The following is an 18,933-nucleotide window of genomic DNA, read 5'->3' as shown; positions in this document are numbered from 1 at the left end:
AAGACTTCTTAAAATCAATTTATGCCGTAATTGTGCGCAAAATGGGATTTTCTAAAGAGATTAACGTTTCCGTGGATTGAATTTCCTCGATTGCTTGAATCTTATTAATCAGAACTTTTTGCAGCGCATCAATTGAGCGACACATGACTTTAATAAAAACACTGTAAGAACCTGTCGTGTAATAAGCTTCTACCACTTCATCCATGTTTTTCAATTTAGCCAGCACGGAGGGATAGTCTTTTGCCCTTTTTAAAATAATACCAATGAAACAACACACATCATAGCCTAATTGCTTTGGATCAACTTGAGCATACACTCCTGTAATGATGCCCGCGTGTTTCATTTTTTCTATTCTCACATGGATAGTTCCTGGACTTACATCAAAGCTTTTGGCTAATTCTGCATAGGGAGTACGCGCATTCTTTATTAAGGCATTGAGAATATTTTTATCGAGAGTGTCGATCGGATAATTTTCCATCTCACATCACCAACTACAAATATCATCTAAAATTTTAGCAGATATTTTGATGTGAAATGTTCATGAGCATTTTAATGAATAACCCAAAATGAATTAATGTACCGACCAAAATAGGACATTCCGGTGTGTAAAAACGTCGAAGCCTGTAATTCTCACCGTGAATGTTACTAGAATCCTACTGCGATTAAACTCCCATTACAGGACAAGATTCGTCTTAGAAGCTCAATCATTACTCGTCATGCGGGGTATCGCCAACAACTTAATGCCGCTCTATTTCAAGTCCGATTTTTTCTTTTTTTCGCCAAAATATTCAGCACAAAAACCATAATTAATAGGCGGTACATTTCCTGTGGGCATATTTTCCCATTGAGGATCTTTAAGCACAGCAATTGCTTCTTTATAGCCGGCCAGGATACGATTTCTGATTGCAGCGGGAGAAAAATTATAACTTCGAGTTGTATTATCATTGGATAAGCCTGCATGAATAAGATGCACAACGCTTAATCGTTTATCCTCTCCCAGTTTCAATAATTTTTGAATATAAGGCTCCCGCTTAGTTTCTAAAGGGAGCTTTTCTCCCAAAAATTTAATCACTTTTTGCAAATTTCTTCGGCGAGTGAGCGCCTCAGTGAGACGGCGCGTACGGCTAGCGGCTTGAATATTTTTTATGCGCAAACGTAATTGCTCCATGTTCTGCGGGTATTCGCCAGACAAACTGAAACAATCCACTGCAAAACAAAGCGTATCGACACAAGGTTCAAGATCAACTACAGCAAAAAGAGGCGTGTTGGCAAAAACCCCACCATCCCAATAGTATTCATCCTCAATTTTTATTGCGGGAAAGCTTGGGGGCAAAGAGCAACTGGCTATGACATGCTCAGGTTCTATTCGAATTTCCTGATTATTAAAATAAACGACTTCACCGGATGAAGCCTTTACAGCACCAAGGCATAATACCAATTCTTTTGAATTAATCCGGTCAAAATCAACAAATTTTTCAAGCGTGCTCTTCAAAGGAGAAATATCGTAATAACTCAACTCATCCAAGGAGTAGGACAACCAATCCAAAGGCGGAATAATACGGGGTTTAAAAAATCCTTCCACGCCATAACACAGCGCGTGCAGTGCACTGGTTTGATTGTAAAAGTAATTTAAGAAGTCAATCTCCTCGATGCTACTCATGCTGATAGACCAAAGGCGCGGTGAAAGGGATCCCCAAAATGCGATTAATTGTTCATATTGTTTTTCAGGTGGATTACCTGCAATAATGGCGCAATTTATCGCTCCCATAGAAACACCCGCGTAAAAATTGGGTTTATACCCCCGCTCGATGATCGCCTTAAAAGCCCCTACCTGATACGCGCCCAAGGAACCTCCCCCTTGGAAAATACAGGCGACACGCTCATAATTTTGTTTTTGAATTGTTGCTTTCGACGACATGTCTATATCCTATTGAATACGAAGGGAGACTCACATCCAATTTTCCTTGACTTATTAATTATAGATTCTAGTTCGCAGATAAATTTTTCCAATCACTTATTCCATAAACGCATTTATTAAGGGTACCATTAATTTCTACTAAACGACTGGTTGGGTTGGAGAGGACATATTGGGCGATAACCTAAATTGGGAAAAAATGAATAATCATCCTCCAGTTAAAATCAGCAGCGGTAGTATGGAGCTGGTCAAATGGATAGGCTTAGTCTCTATGACTCTTGATCATCTCAATCGCTTTTTTTACGGGTCTTCGATTCAAACCCTATACTGTATCGGCAGACTTGCCATGCCTCTGTTTGCGTTTATTTTTGCCTATAATCTTGCTCGACCAGACGCTCTTTCTCGCGGACTTTATACCCGGGTTTTAGTTCGCTTAGTCATTTTTGGCATAATTGCAACTCCAGCGTATATTGCCATGCGTCATTTGCAATACATTTGGCCTTTGAACATCCTGTTTACGCTAGGGGTAGCCACCGCAACCCTGTACTGTTTAGAATTAGGAGGAAATCGAAATCGGATTTTCGCTGTCTTTATTTTTTTACTCGGCGGACTTTTTGTTGAATACAGCTGGATAGGCGTTTTCTTCTGCATCGCTGTTTGGTTCTACTGTAAAAAACCCTCCTTACTGCGCCTTTTAGCTTGCATTGCGGCCTACCTGCTTCTTGATAATATCAATGGTAATCATTGGGCGCTTGTCAGCTTAATTATTATTTTTTTAGCAATGCAGATTGACGTGAAAATTCCTCGTATTCGTCATTTTTTTTATCTTTATTATCCCCTGCATTTATACACTCTCTACCTTCTCAGTAAGTGGCTATAAAATTTGCTTTTTTTTTACCAATAATGCAAATCTATGTCTATAGTTAAGGATATAAACTGCTAGAGTAGTAAGATCTTTTTAGTAAAATGCGTTAGTAAGCAGGTACCCCTTAAAATGGAATTTATGGAGTAAACATGCCAATACATGAAAGACGTCAACATTTCCGCATCGAAGATCAAGTTTATTTTGATTATAAATTGGTAGAACCCGGCGAACTTTATTCTGATAAGCTCATCACTGAAGAACTTTTGGGGCAAAGTGGTAAGCGCTATCTTGAAACAACCCAATACTTTCAAAGCATCGATTATGAAATCTCTAAGCTCACTCAAGCGCTTGCTGTGCATGAACCAGCACTAGCTCATTACTTGAATTTAATCAATGCAAAGATTGAATACTTGGCTCGCCATCTTATGATTGGTGAAAAAATTCATTTGCGCAAAATTAACCTTAGTTTGGGGGGTATGGCATTCAAAACAAAAGAACGCATTAAAGAAAAAACACACATGAAAATCATCATCTACACTAAACCCAAGATGATTCCAATTCTATTAAATGCCTCAGTAGTTTATAGCCAATATTATAATGAAAATCAGTACCATACTGCGGTACAATTCGAAGAAATGGACAAAGAACAAGAACAATTACTTTCACAACATATTATTTTGGCTCAGCAGTCCAAATGCCGTGCTGATTAGCATACTCAAGATAAAATGACCTAGCTTTAGGGATTTCATTATCGCATAATCATGAATTATGATTTTTTTTTTTGACTTAAGGTATAGCATGGCAAGACACGTTTTTTGTTCTAAATTAAAGCAAGAAGCCGAAGGCTTAGAGGCAGCCCCCTTTCCCGGGCCTTTAGGTGAAAAAATTTTTAACCAAGTCTCCAAACAAGCATGGAAAATGTGGTTGGCTCATCAAACAATGCTTATTAATGAATATCGGCTTAGTTTGATCGATCCTAAAGCACGAGAATTTCTCCATGAAGAAATGAAAAAGTATTTTTTTGGAGAAGGTTCATCAACACCAGCCGGTTTTGTTCCTAAAGAATGAGGCAAATAAAATGGTCCATGAACTGTTGCACCTAGGCGAAGAAGTTGCAGAGGCAATTAAAAAGCAGCGACCCATCGTGGCACTTGAATCCACCATCATCTCGCATGGAATGCCTTATCCTGATAATTTGGCCACAGCGAAAGGGGTCGAGCAACTCATTCGCGAAAACGGTGCAGTACCCGCGACCATCGCATTATACGAAGGCAAAATTCATATTGGTGTTGATGATAAGGTTATGGAAGCCATCGCCAATTCTTCGGAAGTCATTAAAGCGTCGCGAAGAGATATTGCTTTTGCACTCAGTAAAAAGCTAACCGCTAGCACCACAGTCGCTGCAACAATGTTTTGCGCACATTTAGCCGGATTGCCTCTGTTCGTAACAGGCGGGATCGGGGGGGTACACCACCACGTCGGCGAAAGTTTTGATATCTCTGCTGATTTGTTCGAATTAAGCTCAACACCTGTGACCGTAGTGTGTTCAGGCGCAAAGTCTATATTGGATTTACCCAAAACCTTAGAAGTGTTAGAAACTTATGGTGTTGCGGTGATTGGTTATCGCACCGATGAATTTCCTGCTTTCTTTAGTCAGTCCAGCGGCATTCCCCTACTCCACCGTTTAGATACCCCTAAAGAAGTGGCTAACCTCATGCATTATCAATATCAATTAGGCCTTAATAATGGAATTGTCATCGCAAACCCTATTCCAAAAGCAGCTGAAATACCCGATGAACAAATCATGCCCATCATTAAACAAGCGCAAAAGGAAGCCCGAAATCTTAATGGCAAGGCCATCACCCCTTTCTTATTGCAACGAGTAGCCCAACTGACAGCAGGCCAGAGTTTGCAAGCCAATATTGAACTCATTAAAAGCAATGCCGTTTTAGGGGCTCAAATTGCCGTTGCTTATCAGCAAGAGAAATAAGGGAATCTCATTATCCTTGTGTACGCGGCTTGTCCGCGAGATCCACAGAGAGAGTGAGAAATTTCGTAATTCGCAGGCAGTCAAGCCAGGCCATAGGAATGGGGACTAAGACTACAGCGTAGGCTATACGAATCAAACGAAGGTTATTCAGAAACACTCACTAAACCACACAATCCATTTTTCTTAATACCTCCCTTAGGCAATAGTCCGCATTCGCAACTTCTCCTCTCGATCGCCAAGCAACATGCCCATCTGGACGTATAAGAACAGCCCCCATCTCATTGATTTCATACATTTTAAGCCATTGATTTTCCTTATCTTGCAGTTCCCCCTGGATGCCAATACGATAGCTTTTTAGGGGAAAAGTTTTTATCGTTAAGGCAGCCTCATGCCAAGTTGAGTTGCTATCGCTACTTAAAAGAATGAAAGATCCGTCAAATAAATCCAAAGTCGATAAAGGCTTATCCTTTCGATACAACACATAATGCGGTGCACGACTACCCGGAAAAGTGGAAGGGATATATTGGTCATTTTTTGTGATAGCAAAAGAGCCCTGCTCAGGTATTAAAGCGCCTTGTTCATAATGAAAACCGATATCTAAAGCAATCTGATTTAAGTGTTCATTTTGCTCTTCCAATGCGCGATTCATTGTGGCGTAATCTTCTTCATAAAGAGCGGTAAAAATAGTCGTAAATCGCTTCGCATTTTTCGTGCTCCAGTTAATATTGGTAACCGCAATAGGCGCTCGCTCTTCATAATAGGTATTCAACAAAGTATCTTCAGCGTGCCCCTGTAATACCAAAGCTAATTTCCATGCCAAATTATGAGCATCTTGGACACCCGTGTTCATCCCTAAACCGCCAGTAGGAGGCAACCGATGTGCCGCATCGCCAGCTAAGAAAACTCGGCCTTGGCGATAAGTTTGAGCAACCAGTGCCGCCATTGTCCAAAAGGACTTATTAATTAATGAAACGTGGACTGAGTCATCGCCGACCACCCGTTTGACAAATTCGACGCAAAAATCGTCCGTAAAATGCTCTTTGGAAAGCGCTGGATTTCCGTCATAACGCACTCCAATGAGCCATTTTTTCGCACCGTCTTTTGCCAAGATGAAGGTTCCCATCAAATCCCTACGGGTAAACATGAACCCTACACTCGGGCGATCTTCCACATACTTCCCTAAATCCATCTCACAATAAATATTGCAAAACTTCCCAAGGTTATCTTCTCCCTCCATTGCAATATTTAACGCCTTACGGATAGGACTGGCAGCACCATCAGCCCCTATTAAAAATTTCGAATTGATTATTAATTGGTTGCCGGTTGTGTTATCACAAACAGTCGTCCGTACACCATTAGCATCTTGATGGAAATCAAGCATGGTGGTATTAAACAAACAATGAATGCCTGGGTATTGTTGAGTAGCAACAAGCAATTCGTGCTCCACCCAATCTTGAGATATTAAGGCAGTGGAGGTTGGGCTCGCAGAAGAAGGTCGAGCCTTTGCGCTTATACGGGCTAATTCTTTACCCTGAAACGACTCCAACCAAATAAATCGATGCGCCTCTAAAGGAAGTTCATACTGGCGCAATGCTTTTTCCAATCCCCACAGCTTAAAAATTTCCATGGTTCTGGTATTTACCCCACGCGCTTTAGGATGATTGGTTGTCGAGGGATGTTTTTCTATAACAACACATTGAATACCCATCCGAGCCAAACCAATTGCCATACTCAAACCCACAGGCCCAGCACCGACGATCGTTACTTGTGTATTCATTTCCATAAATCACCCATTAAAAGAGAGGGGGGTGATAAGTTTATCTTATGTCTTTATTTAATACTAATGGGACTTCCAAATCGAGTTTTCTGCTGAGAAAATGCCGTAAATTAAGTATAAAATAAAGCCGGTTAGATCATCAATAATCCACCCTTCAAACTCCAAATAATTTTTTATAAAAAAGTCATAAACTCCGCTTGACTCAAAACCATTCTCGGAGTTTAATAGCAACCTCTCGCGGCCAGATAGCTCAGTCGGTAGAGCAGAGGACTGAAAATCCTCGTGTCGGCAGTTCGATTCTGCCTCTGGCCACCATATAAATCAATAAGTTATGGTGAATCCGCGAGAAGGTCAGAATTTCCATGTAGACGCAATGTAGACAAACAAATAAATTTCAAAACTCCTAAAATCATAAGCTCTAGTGGAATCTCATTGTTAATTCTTTAATTGAAAAGCAAATTAAATGCTCGTAGCCTGTCAGACTGCGATTTAAAAAGGATCTTACATCTTTTAGGTTTTGAAAAATTTGGTCTAGCAACTTTCACTAGTAAATACGCCACAGAATATACTAATAAAAAAAATTCATATGTTTTTGCAAATGCATCCTTATCATATATTGGACCATTACTGCTCCATAATGCTGCATCACTGGCATTTGGACGAGAATGTGTATATTTACACAACTCCTTGTATGTTAGATGTAAGAGAGCACCATCCTTAAACATCCATTCTATTTTTTGATTTTCATATTTTTTTTCCAGCTTTTTCCGACAATATGAATAGCCAAGCTCATAACTATCATTCTTCCACTCTATATAATTAATATTGGTTGGATAAAGATTTCCAAAAGTACCAATCATAACAAGCTCAAGACCGGTACGAAGATTTGATATAGACGATCGATAAAATCCATGAAGTAATTCAAATGTAGCGCATTGAAAACAATCTGAGGCATCTAGCATACAACTGAATAATTCATCATGGTTTCTGAGTTTGCCCAAAGAGTTGAGCCAGTCCCCCCAAAGAGTATAAAGATTTCGGATATTAGTACCGTGATGATCTGAAGTGCGTATCGCAACATCATCAGGTAAATCCACTATACCTGACCACGTTGAAGAATCTATTTTATCACTTGTAGATGGGTCGGGAGAATCATTGGAGAGTGCAAATTCATCAGGCTCAAGAATATATCTTGTTGCCCGAAAGTCATTGTTAGGTAGTGGTTTCGTCATAATCACCTCAATACTATCCATTTCACTTTAATTAGCGGATAAATAAAGCATAGAGCCTTTCCCAATTACGGAGCATTTAGTTAGCTACATAGACTATCTCTGAATCTGTAATTCTATTAAGGACGCATTTCAAAGGTGAACCTATTTAAATAAAAATTTAGACTAAAATTAAACATACCTTATCTTCTATTAATAAATTATGGTTCAAAATTATCTGCCAAAGAATCAACTTCCAAGTTTAAATAACGAATATGTTTGCTGGCTGGATTTAATGGGTACGAAATCTTTAATGGATAGATCCCCGACAACTTGTACTATAAAAATCTGTCAATTTCACCTTTGTCTATCTAATTCAAAAATCGAAGGAATTTCACTTTATCCCGTGATGGATGGGGCTTTTATAACTACAGGAGATCAAGATATTCTGAGAAATTTTTTACAAAGTGTTTTTAAATCTCTCACGAACGATTTTATTAACGAAGGACAAAAAAATAAACATTTATACCAATCCATAATCAGAGCCTGCATAGCTTATGGTCCTTTAGGTCATGGAAGGGATATACAATCGCCCCATATACCGCCTGAATATAAAAGCTCGCTTCTTTTTGGATTACCAATGACACAAGCATATTCATCAGAAAATAAAGCTCCGCCCTTCGGAATCTATGTACATAAATCCGCCAGAGCTTTTTCGCCAGTAAACCAGAAACCTTTTAGCACAAGATGGCTTACGTGGTTTGATTCAAACTATAATCCTGAAAATCTTATAGAGCAGATAAAAGGCTTTTACATGTGGGCTAGAGAAATGTCATTTTGCCTACCATTTAGAGAAGATACTATCGATACACATGAAAAAATATGCTATCAATATTTAAACTATTATAAAATAAATCCTCAGGGTAAAAAGACAAATGAGGAATCTCAATCTTAATAAGCGAATTGATTAATTAAAAACGTATAGCTCAATTATTGAAAGAATTGATATCTTCAAAATCAGTATTAAACTTATTTAGGCACTTATCCCAATTAACAGCGAACAGGTCTAGATATTTTGCCTCAATAGTTTCAAGAGGATTATCTCTACTATCTTTTAAAAATTTCTCTATTTCTGATTTTATACTTTCATTATAATTTTTAATAACTGTTAATGTACAAGTTAAGCCCGAATAATTTATTTGTAATTGTTTTGAGATAAGCTTCATCGAAACAAGAGACGCCATACAATTATTAACTGTATTTTTAAATTGGTTAATGCTAAATAAAATATTTGAATTGTTTAAATAAAGATTTTTTGTTAATGCTTGGGTGTTTTGCTTAATTAGCTCTTTACAATCAATTAATTTCTCATAATTCTTTTCGTAAAGATTAATGAAATTATATAAGTTCTTATTTACCTCAAATTTATTTAAGAAATAATAATTGAAAAAAGCTGCAAGAAATATTGCTAAAAATGATCCTACGAAAGAACGTAAAAACTCTCCTCTTTTTTTAAAAAACTTTTTTAAGCTACACATCTTAGCGTACACTTAGTATTTATTTTTGCGCATAAATCTCTTAAAGTTATTCTAAAATTACTTTTATCCTTTATATCAACATAATAAATACCATTTACATTTAAAATATCTAAAATGGGTCTCCCACTTATTTTTATACCTAGAAAATTAGAATTCGCTAATTTATCCTCTAAAAAATTTCTGATATCTTCATGAGAACTATGAGTTGCTGCTAACGCTCCAATTGCATCCGGAAGAATTGTACAAAAAGAATATTCTTTATAGCAACATTCTTTGCAACTTTCATTGATACTACATTTGGTTTCTGCGTTTTGACTATAATTTGTTAGTGTGAAGCCCATTAAATAGAAAAACAAAATCGTTTGTACCATTTTAAAATAAATTGACATACCCATATCCGATTTTGAAGTTAAAAAATCTTATATTCAACAAGCTAACTGGTCTTGCAGTAAATCATCATATCTTTATCAATATTTAAGTTCAATATTGCCATAACACAATGAGCTCCCTTCAACTCAAAGCAAATGCTAAGGACAACGCCGAGGTTACCAAGTAGCATCTCAAATATTTTTTATCGTGAATTTCTTTTAGATGGAGCCGAGGTAACTGAAAAAAGTATTAACTCTAACTTTGTAACCCTACATTTTAGCTTTATTTTTTATTTATCAAACAATATTAATATTTCTTTGCGTCACTGCAATTTTCCTGCAGTGACGCAGAAAAACCATCTTGATTTTACCGCGTAAAATCAACGCATTTGGCCATTTTGTCCGATCCCGCCAATCGGGATTGGACAAAATTCCTTCTAAAAACCCTTGCGAAGCAACGACTGCTTTGCTAATTTGGAATCAAACATAACTGAAGAGCCGGCGAAATTCCGGTGAAACATCAACCGATGTCTTATGCAAAGCCACTTCATTCCCTAACCCTGTGGCTGGACGTACAGTCGGGAAACCCTTAGGAATCTCTGTCATCCGACAGGGCAACTCCCTCGGGAGTTTAAGTCAATTTATCTCAATTTGACCATGGACTTGTGTGACAAGACCCATTGTCTTGTCGTTTCTATTAATCATCAAACAAGGAGGAAATACCCCCAAAAAACTGTTGTAAATCGGCGAGATCGTTTGCCTTATAACGATTGATTTGCCCCCTGCTTCGAGCTTTATGGCATTAGCCAGGTTTCATCTTTGAGTGAGCCGCTCGACCAACACTAAACCAAAGACAGGGCAAATAGATTTATTTCGGATGACACGAAGAAAATACAGCTTAAGACAGACTTCAAATCAATATTTCAAACTAGCCAATCAAGTCAGTTACAAAGTAAGAAAACAACGTGCTTTTGATTCGTAAAATGATAGATGATCTTTATACCATGGGTGAAATGCCATCCTCCTGGGACAATTGGGACACAGGAACAAGCCGGTAAATACGGAGCTAAAATCGTCCCAATAAGTCCCACAACTTAAAAAGAATGGGACAAATTTTCTGATTCTCGAAGAGCTTATTCCCCTCCCCAGATTTTATCCGTAAACACATATAATCGAGGTGTTCCTACTCCTCTGATTCGAGGCTTATGAGTAGGCATTCCATCTGCTGCTGGCTTTAACCAGCCTTCATTCATTAATACCCGTACTACTGTTCGTGGCTCAAATCCCTGACATAGTTCTTTTTTAAATACTTCTGTTAATACCATATACACGCGATAACCCGCATCATCGGTATAAAAAAATCCAGCACGATTCTGAATTCGCTCATTGTTTGGTGTTCTTATATTATCAAATCGACTGGCACCATGAGACTCAAAAAACGCTCGGATCTGAGCTAATATCGCTCTGTCTTCTCGATTACCCTCAATGCCAAAATGCTCCAACCATGCTCCATAACATTTGTACGCGGCATTGAAAGACTCTCCTTTATCCCACCCGGTTAACTCATATTGGCTTGCTAGCTCGCCTGCAACAGCGACCAATGCAAAACGGCGAGCGACTCGGATAATTTGCCCTGCTGAATTTGGCAAAACAACACTATTCACAAATTCTTGTATCGCATCAGCAATGTTTGTTGCAATGGTTCGTTGATTTGCAACAACCTTTTGCAACCATGCCATGCCCACAGCACCATAATACTTGCTGGTGTATTCTTTTAAAGATAACGCCATAGTAGCTGGACTAAGCTGATTATGAATTGTTTCAAAAATGCCCATGTGAAACCCAGCATCGGCTTCAATATCAGCTAGCCTGATTTCTTGTCCTGCGTTGGCTTTCTGCCCCGCTTTTGCCATTAAAGACATTAAAGACTCTTCTCCGGCAGAGAGAAAGAATAATGACCAGCGAGAGGATGGTTTGACTGTCCCTTGACGAGAAGCGCGTGTTTTACCTTGACCATTTGCCAATAAATAGGCTGCCTCCCCTGCTTCTTTGGGATCCAACTGGCTTAATTCATCGAGAATTAAAAGACCATCATTATGCAAGGCAGCCAATCCCTCAAGACCATTAGCTGTACTCCGCCATAATCGACAATAAGCCTGAGGATTACCCCAAACCGAAGCAGCCACTTTTAACGCGGTACTTTTACCACTTGAGGAAGCGCCTCTGAAATGAAATCCTCCTGAATCCTCACCCGCAATCTTTGCCAAAGCGGGAGCAAACGCCGCAGAGATAGCAAAAATTAACCGAGAATTGCCCGAGGCAAGCTGGCTTATTGATTCTCGCCAATCTTCAACAGTACCGGATACAGACATTGCAGATTCAACCGCATGCCTATTTTGAAAAACGATTTTCTCGGAAGAATGACCAATCGTTTGTGAAGCAGTGATAAAACTATCTTCATACCATCCCAGTTTATCCACACAACGAGCGCGATCTTCTACAGGAAAAACCTGCAAATAGGTCGTTAGCAAATCCCGGCAAATTCTATTGGGTGAGATAGTTAAACCAAGACTTGCCAACTCTCGTCTGATCTCGGAGGCATCACCCTGCAATAAAGCTAAAGGCATTGCCCATTGATGAATAACTCCATCATCATCCTGCCATTCGAGTAACCGACCCCACTCGCCACTTTTAGCATCACGCGTTTTAGCTACCACATACAAGGGAGAACAAATCCAGCGTGGTGCCATTGAATTGCCTTCTTTGTCTTTTCCAAGAAAAGACACGCCCTGCTCATTTAATTTAAAGCAACCCCCAGCGTATTCACAGATAATAGGGTCATTACCATTTTTGCTTTTTAATTTAATAATTTGATTTTGCAGCATGACTCTTTTCTCCAGCAGAGTTCATGAAAGAGATAAACTTTATCTTCCCCTGAACGATCTATTTTATTCGGTGACTAATGAAAGGAACTGCCCTTCGTCACTCGTAGAGCGATAGACTTTCTGCTGCTGTAGAAAAGACAATACATCACTTTTGCGATACAAAACTTTACGGCCAATTTTAAGAAAAGGAATTCCTTTTCCTTCCCAACGATTACGCTCTAAAAGTTGAGTAGAGCAATCTAAAACGGCAGCTAAAGTTTGCTGATTAAACAATGCGGTATGTGGTGCGGAGTCAAATTCATTTAGCAGTTGTAAACGCGTTTGTTTGTTATTCATATGGAACCCTCATCAAATGATTTTCATTCAGCTTAATGCCGACAGAATGGCGTCCTGCTCGATGAATATCAGTTGACTTTCCGGCCGGTTCCCTTAAGGGAAAAAGTCTTTTGATATTCATTTTCCTTTACTTTTATAAGAGGTCAATCCTATAAAAAATTACAGCTCAAACGCAGTATTACTTAGATTTTAAAAGAGTGTCAAGCGCTTTAAAAATTGCGTAACTCATTGATATTATTTGATATTAATTGATACTGAAAATTTTCTCTGTTTGAATTTTTCCTATGTGTCCCCCAGATTTTTTTATAGCTTGTTACTGAATAGAAAAAAATATAAACCAGTAATTCAATGCAACTTTAATTTAACTGTATAAACTGGAAATTTCGGAATAAGATCTTGGATAATTCGGGATAACAGTCTGGATTTTTCGGAATAAACAAACGATACAACCCAGTATGCTATTTCTATTGAATATCTCAAAAAAGTAACCCGTCGGTTTGAGGGTATTCAGATGAACATAGCCTTGACGGGTTTTGTTAGTGTTATTATCGTTTATTTTTTGAAAAATGTACAAATAAGAATTGTAGCTTGCCCTGATGTGAACTGATTGTTATTAATTATTAACAAAGCACTCTGCGGGTTAACTTTGTCCCAATTGAATTTTTTGCATTGGGACATCTAAAACTCAATGCTCATGTGGCTGTCCCATTTATCCCAATTGTCCCAGTAAATTTTTAATATAACTCTTTATGAATTTTTCTTTTTTAATAATTCAGCCTTCAATTCAATCCCTTTATCTGTAAGATAATATTTTTGTTGGCTACTTTTAGGTTTATTTGGAACGGTCATTGCGATACAGTTTGCTTCTAAGGCGGGAAGTAAGTAAGCATGCCTAAAATGATCTTGATGTCGTAATCCAAGCGCTTCTTGAATTTCCGAGCGTTTCATCTTCCCTTCTACCACTAATAGAACACGCTCGACTTCCCCGGTAACTTCCCCGGTAACTTCCCCGGTAACTTCCCCGGTAACTTCCCCGGTAACCTGAAAAGTTGTTATTTTAGCTGTACGCCAGATAGTAGTTAAAAACCCATCAGAAATAGAAAATTGTGGTTCTGGTAAGCCAACTTCACGACATCGACGGATCATGTCTCCAGTACCTGTACCCATGCGTTCGATGTATTTCGTTAAGTACAGAGGTTCTGTTAATAATGGGTTATGAGGCACTGAACCATGAGGATGACGTAGCTTTTCCAATGTGAGTGAAGCGGGCAAAGTCCCAGGATTCCATACCTCCAACCGATCAGCAAATAGCATAACTTGTACACTGCCGTTGCTAGTGTAATCACGATGTGCTACAGCATTCACAATTGCTTCCCCAATCACTTCTCGTGGAATTTCATACTTTACTGGAATTTGAGTACCCGATTCTCTTGTACCTACCCACAAATTAATTTTGGACAAAACAAAATCTACTGCTTGATCGACTAAATCAAACACCGTTCCCTTATAAACTTGATAAGAAGGAATAGGTTTTGCAACCTCTATTCCATGATAATGAGCACATTTTACTTCCGAAGAAAGTAGAAATCGCTGAGGCTGTTTCCCAAACAGTAGGACAGCTGCGTGTGTTGGTCGGGTATTATCCAATAAATTTAAATGGGTGAGTAACTCAAATGCAGTTGCACCTTCTAATAAAGGAAAACCACGTGCTTGACGAGCATGGCGTATAAAGGCGGCCATTCTCTCTTCATCAAGATCATTAATAGTAGCATTACGACAAGGTGAAGAATCAAATGGCCCATTACGAATTAATTCTTGATCTTCTAAATACTGAATTAAAGCAGCATAAACATTACTGATAAGCTCAGGTATCGAATCATATCGACGGCGAACTAATTCGTTTCCAACCCTTCTTATTAGTACTTGCATCTTGGGATGTCGCTTTTGATCATCAGAGCCTTTAATAAAAATCAAACGGTTCTTCTGACGAGCTGTAGCTTCATTGAATTCATATTCAGTAGGTGAGATTCCATTAGCGTCTTCATAGCCATAATCATTTCCAAATATGCCAATATATAGATCACTATCAGCAACCTCTCCTAAGTAAATTTTATCTGCACTGCGATCAACTGCCGGAAGATCTTCAAATAAAAATGGTTCGAAAAATCTTCGCATAAGCGGATCGTTATTTAACCAATTACGGAGAGCTATGCGGTCTTCCGCAAGTTCCTTTTGCACACTGCTAATAAAAATACGCAAAGGTTTCATAAGATTCATCCCAATTTATAACCAGCTATCCGCGAGTTGATCACATCCCACTTTTGAATCGAATTCTACTCCCATTTGCTTCAGCAAAAAATCTGAAATTAGCTGCAATGGTTTTCTTAATCGCTCTACATCTCGCATAATATATCCAGCTGTCACATCATTATTCATTTTATGATTTAATAATCGCTTTAAAGCATACGCTGGTAAATCCAGGCTTTCTGCCGTGGTGGCAAAAGTACGCCTTAAATCATGCACAGTAAAAGTTACGCCAGATAATTCAGCCACTTTAAGCATTGCCTTTCTAGGCTCCATCAAATGACCAGTTTTGCTCGGTGCCGGAAAAACAAACTCAGTAAATTTAAATTGTTTTCTTCTTTGAAATAATTCATAAAGAAAACCAGTCATAGGCAAAGTATGTACTTCCCTGTTTTTCGTATCTTGCACAGTAAAAGTCTTCGCTTTGAAATCAAGGTCTGACCAACGTAATGAGGCTGCTTCCATTCTTCTCAAGCCAGTAAATAAAATTAACAGGAAGTAATCTTTCCACATCATTGCTTGAGGATAATCTTCCTGTTCACCGAGCTTTGTTAATCCTTCATACCATGCTATTAATTGGTGATTTTTGATCACACTATTTTTACGGTCGACCCTGTACCAACTGCGCGCATGAGATAAATACTCAACCGGATTAATAGCAATAATGGGTTGGCCATCTTCCAGCTGATATTCATGAACAGCGAAATTGAAAATTGCCCGTAAAACCCGCATCGCATAATTTGCACGTGCCTTACTATTCGTTTGGCCATATTCTGCATGGCGTTTAGCAATCATTTCTCTTGTGATATTAATAAGCGGTTTTCCAAGCCAATCAGGCATCACTTGCTTTAAAATGCCCTGATAATCCTTGATAGTCAGTGCTTTTAAATCCTTACGCGCTTTAAGGTAATCGTTAAACACTTCCTGCAAAGTAAGGGATTTAATTTTATTTACCTTTCTCTCAGCGACAGATTGTCCCCTTTTGCAATCTGACCGAATAAATGCTTCGCCTGTTTGCGCGCTTCTTCTGCAGTGATCTGGCCATATTTACCAAGAGTGATGCGTTTAACCTTATTATCTATGCGAGTTTCTACAACAAAACTTTTTACACCAGCTGAGGTAACTCGTAATGCAAAACCCTTCAATTGCTCATCTCGATAAAATACCTGATCTTTTCCTTCTTCAGGTTTGATTTTATCAACCACTGATTTGGTGAGTTTCACTGATTTATTATTTTCCATGCTCTTCTCCAGAGAGAACTGAGGATTAATTCCCATGTAGACACCATGTAGACAGATTATTTAAAACCTAATAAAAATATAAAAACCTGAATAGGAGCCAATATACTTGATTTTAAAGGTATTAAAGGAATTTAAGATTTAATGAGAGAGGTTAAAAGCATTTAAATTAGAACTGAAAATCCTCGTGTCAGCAGTTCGATTCTGCCTCTGGCCACCATGAGAACTCAGTAAAATCAATAAGTTACAATCGGGGTCTTTCCCATTTCCGGGGGCATCTTTAATCAGCCACAGAGCACCCTAACACGCGTTCTATAATTTTCAAAGTTTCTAAATCCATAGGCTCTACGTTGAATAAGTTTCATTTTTCGATGAAAGCCTTCAGTTATTCCATTATTTTGGGTCTTTCCCATTTCCGGGGGCATCTTTAATCAGCCACAGAGCACCCTAACGCGTGTTCTATAATTTTCAAAGTTTTTAAATCCATAGGCTCTACGTTGAATGAGTTTCATTTTTCGATGAAAGCCTTCGGTTATTCCATTGTTTTTAGTAAACCGCAGCATTCTAGCGACTTCCTCTTTCCATTTAAATAAGGTATTTCCCAAGGTATTCAAAGTTTGAAAAGGACTACGTTTAAGCCTCATTTATCATGTCTAAGAAACGAGGTAATAAGCGCTTTCTTTCAGTTTTTCTCTAGTGTACTCTGTAATTATCATCATAAATATACGCATTTTTATGCAGCACTCTCCACCTCTACAGTTAATGATAAGCCATCTCTATCGAGTATATCTTGCAGACAAAGTCGTACAAATTGCTTTTTGGAATACCCTAATTTGTCTGCAAATTCAGCGGCCATTTTGGGGCTTACAAACCTGCGATTATGTTCAATGTCGCACAAATTTTGACGAGATATACCTAAGGTTTGCGCAAACTCTACTTGGGTTTGCTCTTCCCCCTGTCGAATCGCCAGAAGGAAACTCCCAAGAGTAAGTTTTTTACTAGCTAATGATTCCAAGAAATCGATTGACTCTGTTGATTGTTTAGTAGTCATGTTTATTTACCTCTAATATTTGCACGATTTCCATTTCACCATTGTTATCTATTTCATATATGGCTCGGTATGCTTTACTTAAACGAATCGAGCGTTGCCCTACCCTATTACCTTTCAATGGTTCATCATGAAAACCAGGTATTTTTCTCACTTCCAGCAAACCATCATGTGAAACTGCTTCAATCCAGGCTGCTAGTTTTAAAGCAATATAGGACGGTACTTTCTGTAAATCGCGCTTAGCATTTTTAGTAATTACCACCGTGTAAATATTCACTTCTTTACACCAAGGTCTTGTATAAATTAATTGTACTCAAAATTTGGGTATAATTCAAATTGAATGATGGGTCTCTAAAAGATTTCATAAAAATCCTTGTGTGGAATTTGCGTATTTGAGTACGACACAGTTATACATCCTATGCCATTTGTAGTGTTTTCCTGCGATAAAATTTATTATAAAATCAATTAATTAAATACTGATTGGTGACTGAAAACCCTCGTGTCGGCAGTTCGATTCTGCCTCTGGCCACCACGAGAATCAATAAGTTATGTCAAAAAGTTAAATTCCAAAATTATGGCTCTTTCCCATTTAAGCTGTCTCTTGATCACATCTCCATCAACTCGGTAGGTATTCTAAGCCCTTCTACTCGTTCCTGTAAGCGGAACTATTCTTTCCATATAGGAGACCAAGCTGCTTTTCCAGTCCTTTTAGAGTCAGTCCAACCACCTAACTTGGCTATTGCTTTATAAGCCTAAGCAACGGTAGGTATTTTTTCAGGTAATGATGTTCTTTCAACACTATTCCATAAGACTTTCCATTCAGCATCAGAGAGCAATTCATCACAATAAGTACTGCTATCATTGATGTCTAGAGTAGTTGGGTATTCCAAATACTCTTTTAATTGGAGTAATCGAATGGCTACAAAGGAGAGAATGACCATCATTTTCTCTAAATTTTCAATCGATTGCATGCGCTGCTCTTCAGCACCAACCCCAGATTTCCATGCATTGTGAAATCCTCAATGCGCCATCTCATTTCATAATATCGCGTTATTTTGCGGGTGCACTCTAATGTTGTGGTAGCTTCTGTTGTTAATAGAATCCATTCAAGACAATCGCTTTCAGATGCTTTTTTTCTTTAGCGATTACTACATTTAAAGTGATTGGTTTTAATACACGTCCTTTGGCTCTTCGCTCAGAAGGCGAGAAAGTAACGGCTGTTGTTTTTAACTCAAGGGTCGCTTGGCGTTTCTTTCTATTTGCTTTTTGAGCCACTTCAATAGTGTAAGTACACAAGGTTACTGCTGACGATAAAACCTGAAATAAATAACCGTTGCTTCCTCTAGTTTTTGATTATGACTCGCTCGAACAATAAAACGTTGAGCATGGTCTAACTTATACTGAATGTATTCAAAAATATCGGCTTCTCTATCACAAACAGAAATCACGTCAGACATTTTA

At 38.4% G+C, this 18,933-nt stretch carries 17 protein-coding genes, 1 tRNA gene and 4 pseudogenes; 7 read left to right on the top strand and 15 right to left on the bottom strand.

The annotated features are described in order from the left end of the window. Nucleotides 1-19: 19 nt before the first annotated feature. Together asnC and B5D33_RS07085 are read right to left on the bottom strand one after the other, a co-directional pair. Nucleotides 20-478, bottom strand: coding sequence for a transcriptional regulator AsnC (asnC, locus tag B5D33_RS07090; RefSeq protein WP_058452597.1), 459 nt, complete (start codon nt 476-478; stop codon nt 20-22). 270 nt (nt 479-748) lie between these two features. Then, nucleotides 749-1,918, bottom strand: coding sequence for a patatin-like phospholipase family protein (locus tag B5D33_RS07085; RefSeq protein ID WP_058452598.1), 1,170 nt, complete (start codon nt 1,916-1,918; stop codon nt 749-751). A 196-nt stretch (nt 1,919-2,114) separates the two neighbouring features. Here B5D33_RS07085 and B5D33_RS07080 point away from each other — a divergent pair, with 196 nt between their 5' ends. The 4 genes from B5D33_RS07080 (at nt 2,115) to B5D33_RS07065 (ending at nt 4,770) form a co-directional block, all read left to right on the top strand. Beyond that, nucleotides 2,115-2,795 carry a TraX family protein gene (locus B5D33_RS07080; RefSeq protein ID WP_058452615.1) on the top strand — a complete coding sequence of 227 codons (681 nt, stop codon included), beginning with the start codon at nt 2,115-2,117 and terminating at the stop codon, nt 2,793-2,795. Nucleotides 2,796-2,929: 134 nt separating this feature from the next. After that, the gene (locus tag B5D33_RS07075; protein WP_058452599.1) at nt 2,930-3,490 is read left to right on the top strand and encodes a PilZ domain-containing protein; all 561 of its coding nucleotides are present in this window, start codon (nt 2,930-2,932) and stop codon (nt 3,488-3,490) included. A gap of 88 nt (nt 3,491-3,578) precedes the next feature. Further along, on the top strand, nt 3,579-3,848 hold the full coding sequence (locus B5D33_RS07070) for an oxidative damage protection protein (protein ID WP_058452600.1): 270 nt from the start codon (nt 3,579-3,581) through the stop codon (nt 3,846-3,848). Between the two features lie 10 nt (nt 3,849-3,858). Then, nucleotides 3,859-4,770, top strand: coding sequence for a pseudouridine-5'-phosphate glycosidase (locus B5D33_RS07065; RefSeq protein ID WP_058452601.1), 912 nt, complete (start codon nt 3,859-3,861; stop codon nt 4,768-4,770). Nucleotides 4,771-4,930: 160 nt separating this feature from the next. Here the strand turns inward: B5D33_RS07065 and B5D33_RS07060 are convergent, their stop codons facing one another. Beyond that, a complete protein-coding gene (locus B5D33_RS07060; protein ID WP_160158666.1) occupies nt 4,931-6,547 on the bottom strand; it encodes an FAD-dependent monooxygenase in 1,617 nt (538 codons plus the stop codon). Between the two features lie 239 nt (nt 6,548-6,786). Here B5D33_RS07060 and B5D33_RS07055 point away from each other — a divergent pair. Continuing rightward, a tRNA-Phe gene (locus tag B5D33_RS07055) sits at nt 6,787-6,862 on the top strand. 128 nt (nt 6,863-6,990) lie between these two features. Here the strand turns inward: B5D33_RS07055 and B5D33_RS07050 are convergent. After that, the gene (locus tag B5D33_RS07050) at nt 6,991-7,779 is read right to left on the bottom strand and encodes a hypothetical protein (protein WP_078767371.1); all 789 of its coding nucleotides are present in this window, start codon (nt 7,777-7,779) and stop codon (nt 6,991-6,993) included. Between the two features lie 199 nt (nt 7,780-7,978). On the opposite strand from B5D33_RS07050, the gene B5D33_RS07045 reads away from it, so the two are divergent. Continuing rightward, nucleotides 7,979-8,710, top strand: coding sequence for a hypothetical protein (locus B5D33_RS07045; protein ID WP_133140948.1), 732 nt, complete (start codon nt 7,979-7,981; stop codon nt 8,708-8,710). 31 nt (nt 8,711-8,741) lie between these two features. Here B5D33_RS07045 and B5D33_RS07040 read toward each other — a convergent pair whose 3' ends face one another. From B5D33_RS07040 to B5D33_RS16945, 3 genes are all read right to left on the bottom strand, one after another. After that, complete coding sequence (locus B5D33_RS07040; protein WP_058452605.1) at nt 8,742-9,293, bottom strand: hypothetical protein; 552 nt, start codon at nt 9,291-9,293, stop codon at nt 8,742-8,744. After that, nucleotides 9,281-9,682, bottom strand: coding sequence for a hypothetical protein (locus B5D33_RS07035; RefSeq protein ID WP_058452606.1), 402 nt, complete (start codon nt 9,680-9,682; stop codon nt 9,281-9,283). The genes B5D33_RS07040 and B5D33_RS07035 overlap by 13 nt, the downstream gene beginning before the upstream one ends. Nucleotides 9,683-10,141: 459 nt before the next feature. Continuing rightward, on the bottom strand, nt 10,142-10,267 hold the full coding sequence (locus B5D33_RS16945; protein WP_267889331.1) for a hypothetical protein: 126 nt from the start codon (nt 10,265-10,267) through the stop codon (nt 10,142-10,144). Between the two features lie 271 nt (nt 10,268-10,538). Here B5D33_RS16945 and B5D33_RS16985 point away from each other — a divergent pair. Continuing rightward, nucleotides 10,539-10,689: pseudogene (locus tag B5D33_RS16985) on the top strand (integrase); the annotation flags it as partial. Between the two features lie 105 nt (nt 10,690-10,794). Here B5D33_RS16985 and B5D33_RS07010 read toward each other — a convergent pair. The 8 genes and pseudogenes from B5D33_RS07010 to B5D33_RS06970 form a co-directional block, all read right to left on the bottom strand. Beyond that, nucleotides 10,795-12,546 carry a DUF927 domain-containing protein gene (locus tag B5D33_RS07010; RefSeq protein WP_058452608.1) on the bottom strand — a complete coding sequence of 584 codons (1,752 nt, stop codon included), beginning with the start codon at nt 12,544-12,546 and terminating at the stop codon, nt 10,795-10,797. Nucleotides 12,547-12,609: 63 nt separating this feature from the next. After that, nucleotides 12,610-12,882, bottom strand: coding sequence for a helix-turn-helix domain-containing protein (locus B5D33_RS07005; protein ID WP_058452609.1), 273 nt, complete (start codon nt 12,880-12,882; stop codon nt 12,610-12,612). 747 nt (nt 12,883-13,629) lie between these two features. After that, complete coding sequence (locus tag B5D33_RS07000; protein WP_078767370.1) at nt 13,630-15,150, bottom strand: Fic family protein; 1,521 nt, start codon at nt 15,148-15,150, stop codon at nt 13,630-13,632. Nucleotides 15,151-15,165: 15 nt separating this feature from the next. Next, a pseudogene (locus B5D33_RS06995) lies at nt 15,166-16,427 on the bottom strand (tyrosine-type recombinase/integrase). Nucleotides 16,428-16,708: 281 nt separating this feature from the next. Then, nucleotides 16,709-17,099: pseudogene (locus B5D33_RS16830) on the bottom strand (transposase); the annotation flags it as partial. 58 nt (nt 17,100-17,157) lie between these two features. Next, complete coding sequence (locus B5D33_RS06980) at nt 17,158-17,475, bottom strand: helix-turn-helix transcriptional regulator (RefSeq protein ID WP_058452612.1); 318 nt, start codon at nt 17,473-17,475, stop codon at nt 17,158-17,160. Next, nucleotides 17,465-17,749, bottom strand: coding sequence for a type II toxin-antitoxin system RelE family toxin (locus tag B5D33_RS06975; protein ID WP_058452613.1), 285 nt, complete (start codon nt 17,747-17,749; stop codon nt 17,465-17,467). Before B5D33_RS06975 ends, B5D33_RS06980 begins: the two co-directional genes overlap by 11 nt. A 388-nt stretch (nt 17,750-18,137) precedes the next feature. Further along, a pseudogene (locus tag B5D33_RS06970) lies at nt 18,138-18,933 on the bottom strand (IS4 family transposase); the annotation flags it as partial.

The sequence above is a fragment of the Legionella maceachernii genome, assembly GCF_900167045.1.
GTDB classification, from domain to species: Bacteria; Pseudomonadota; Gammaproteobacteria; order Legionellales; family Legionellaceae; genus Tatlockia; species Tatlockia maceachernii.
This window is presented reverse-complemented; position numbering and strand designations above follow the sequence as displayed.

What these genes read in the sequence shown, in the direction of transcription:
- B5D33_RS07080 (WP_058452615.1), top strand. Translation starts at nt 2,115, where the DNA reads ATGAATAATCATCCTCCAGTTAAAATCAGCAGCGGTAGTATGGAGCTG.
- B5D33_RS07045 (WP_133140948.1), top strand. Translation starts at nt 7,979, where the DNA reads ATGGTTCAAAATTATCTGCCAAAGAATCAACTTCCAAGTTTAAATAAC.
- asnC (WP_058452597.1), bottom strand. Translation starts at nt 478, where the DNA reads ATGGAAAATTATCCGATCGACACTCTCGATAAAAATATTCTCAATGCC.
- B5D33_RS07035 (WP_058452606.1), bottom strand. Translation starts at nt 9,682, where the DNA reads ATGTCAATTTATTTTAAAATGGTACAAACGATTTTGTTTTTCTATTTA.
- B5D33_RS07000 (WP_078767370.1), bottom strand. Translation starts at nt 15,150, where the DNA reads ATGAAACCTTTGCGTATTTTTATTAGCAGTGTGCAAAAGGAACTTGCG.
- B5D33_RS07070 (WP_058452600.1), top strand. Translation starts at nt 3,579, where the DNA reads ATGGCAAGACACGTTTTTTGTTCTAAATTAAAGCAAGAAGCCGAAGGC.
- B5D33_RS06980 (WP_058452612.1), bottom strand. Translation starts at nt 17,475, where the DNA reads ATGACTACTAAACAATCAACAGAGTCAATCGATTTCTTGGAATCATTA.
- B5D33_RS16945 (WP_267889331.1), bottom strand. Translation starts at nt 10,267, where the DNA reads ATGACAGAGATTCCTAAGGGTTTCCCGACTGTACGTCCAGCCACAGGG.
- B5D33_RS07085 (WP_058452598.1), bottom strand. Translation starts at nt 1,918, where the DNA reads ATGTCGTCGAAAGCAACAATTCAAAAACAAAATTATGAGCGTGTCGCC.
- B5D33_RS07065 (WP_058452601.1), top strand. Translation starts at nt 3,859, where the DNA reads ATGGTCCATGAACTGTTGCACCTAGGCGAAGAAGTTGCAGAGGCAATT.
- B5D33_RS07060 (WP_160158666.1), bottom strand. Translation starts at nt 6,547, where the DNA reads ATGAATACACAAGTAACGATCGTCGGTGCTGGGCCTGTGGGTTTGAGT.
- B5D33_RS07040 (WP_058452605.1), bottom strand. Translation starts at nt 9,293, where the DNA reads ATGTGTAGCTTAAAAAAGTTTTTTAAAAAAAGAGGAGAGTTTTTACGT.
- B5D33_RS07050 (WP_078767371.1), bottom strand. Translation starts at nt 7,779, where the DNA reads ATGACGAAACCACTACCTAACAATGACTTTCGGGCAACAAGATATATT.
- B5D33_RS07005 (WP_058452609.1), bottom strand. Translation starts at nt 12,882, where the DNA reads ATGAATAACAAACAAACGCGTTTACAACTGCTAAATGAATTTGACTCC.
- B5D33_RS07010 (WP_058452608.1), bottom strand. Translation starts at nt 12,546, where the DNA reads ATGCTGCAAAATCAAATTATTAAATTAAAAAGCAAAAATGGTAATGAC.
- B5D33_RS07075 (WP_058452599.1), top strand. Translation starts at nt 2,930, where the DNA reads ATGCCAATACATGAAAGACGTCAACATTTCCGCATCGAAGATCAAGTT.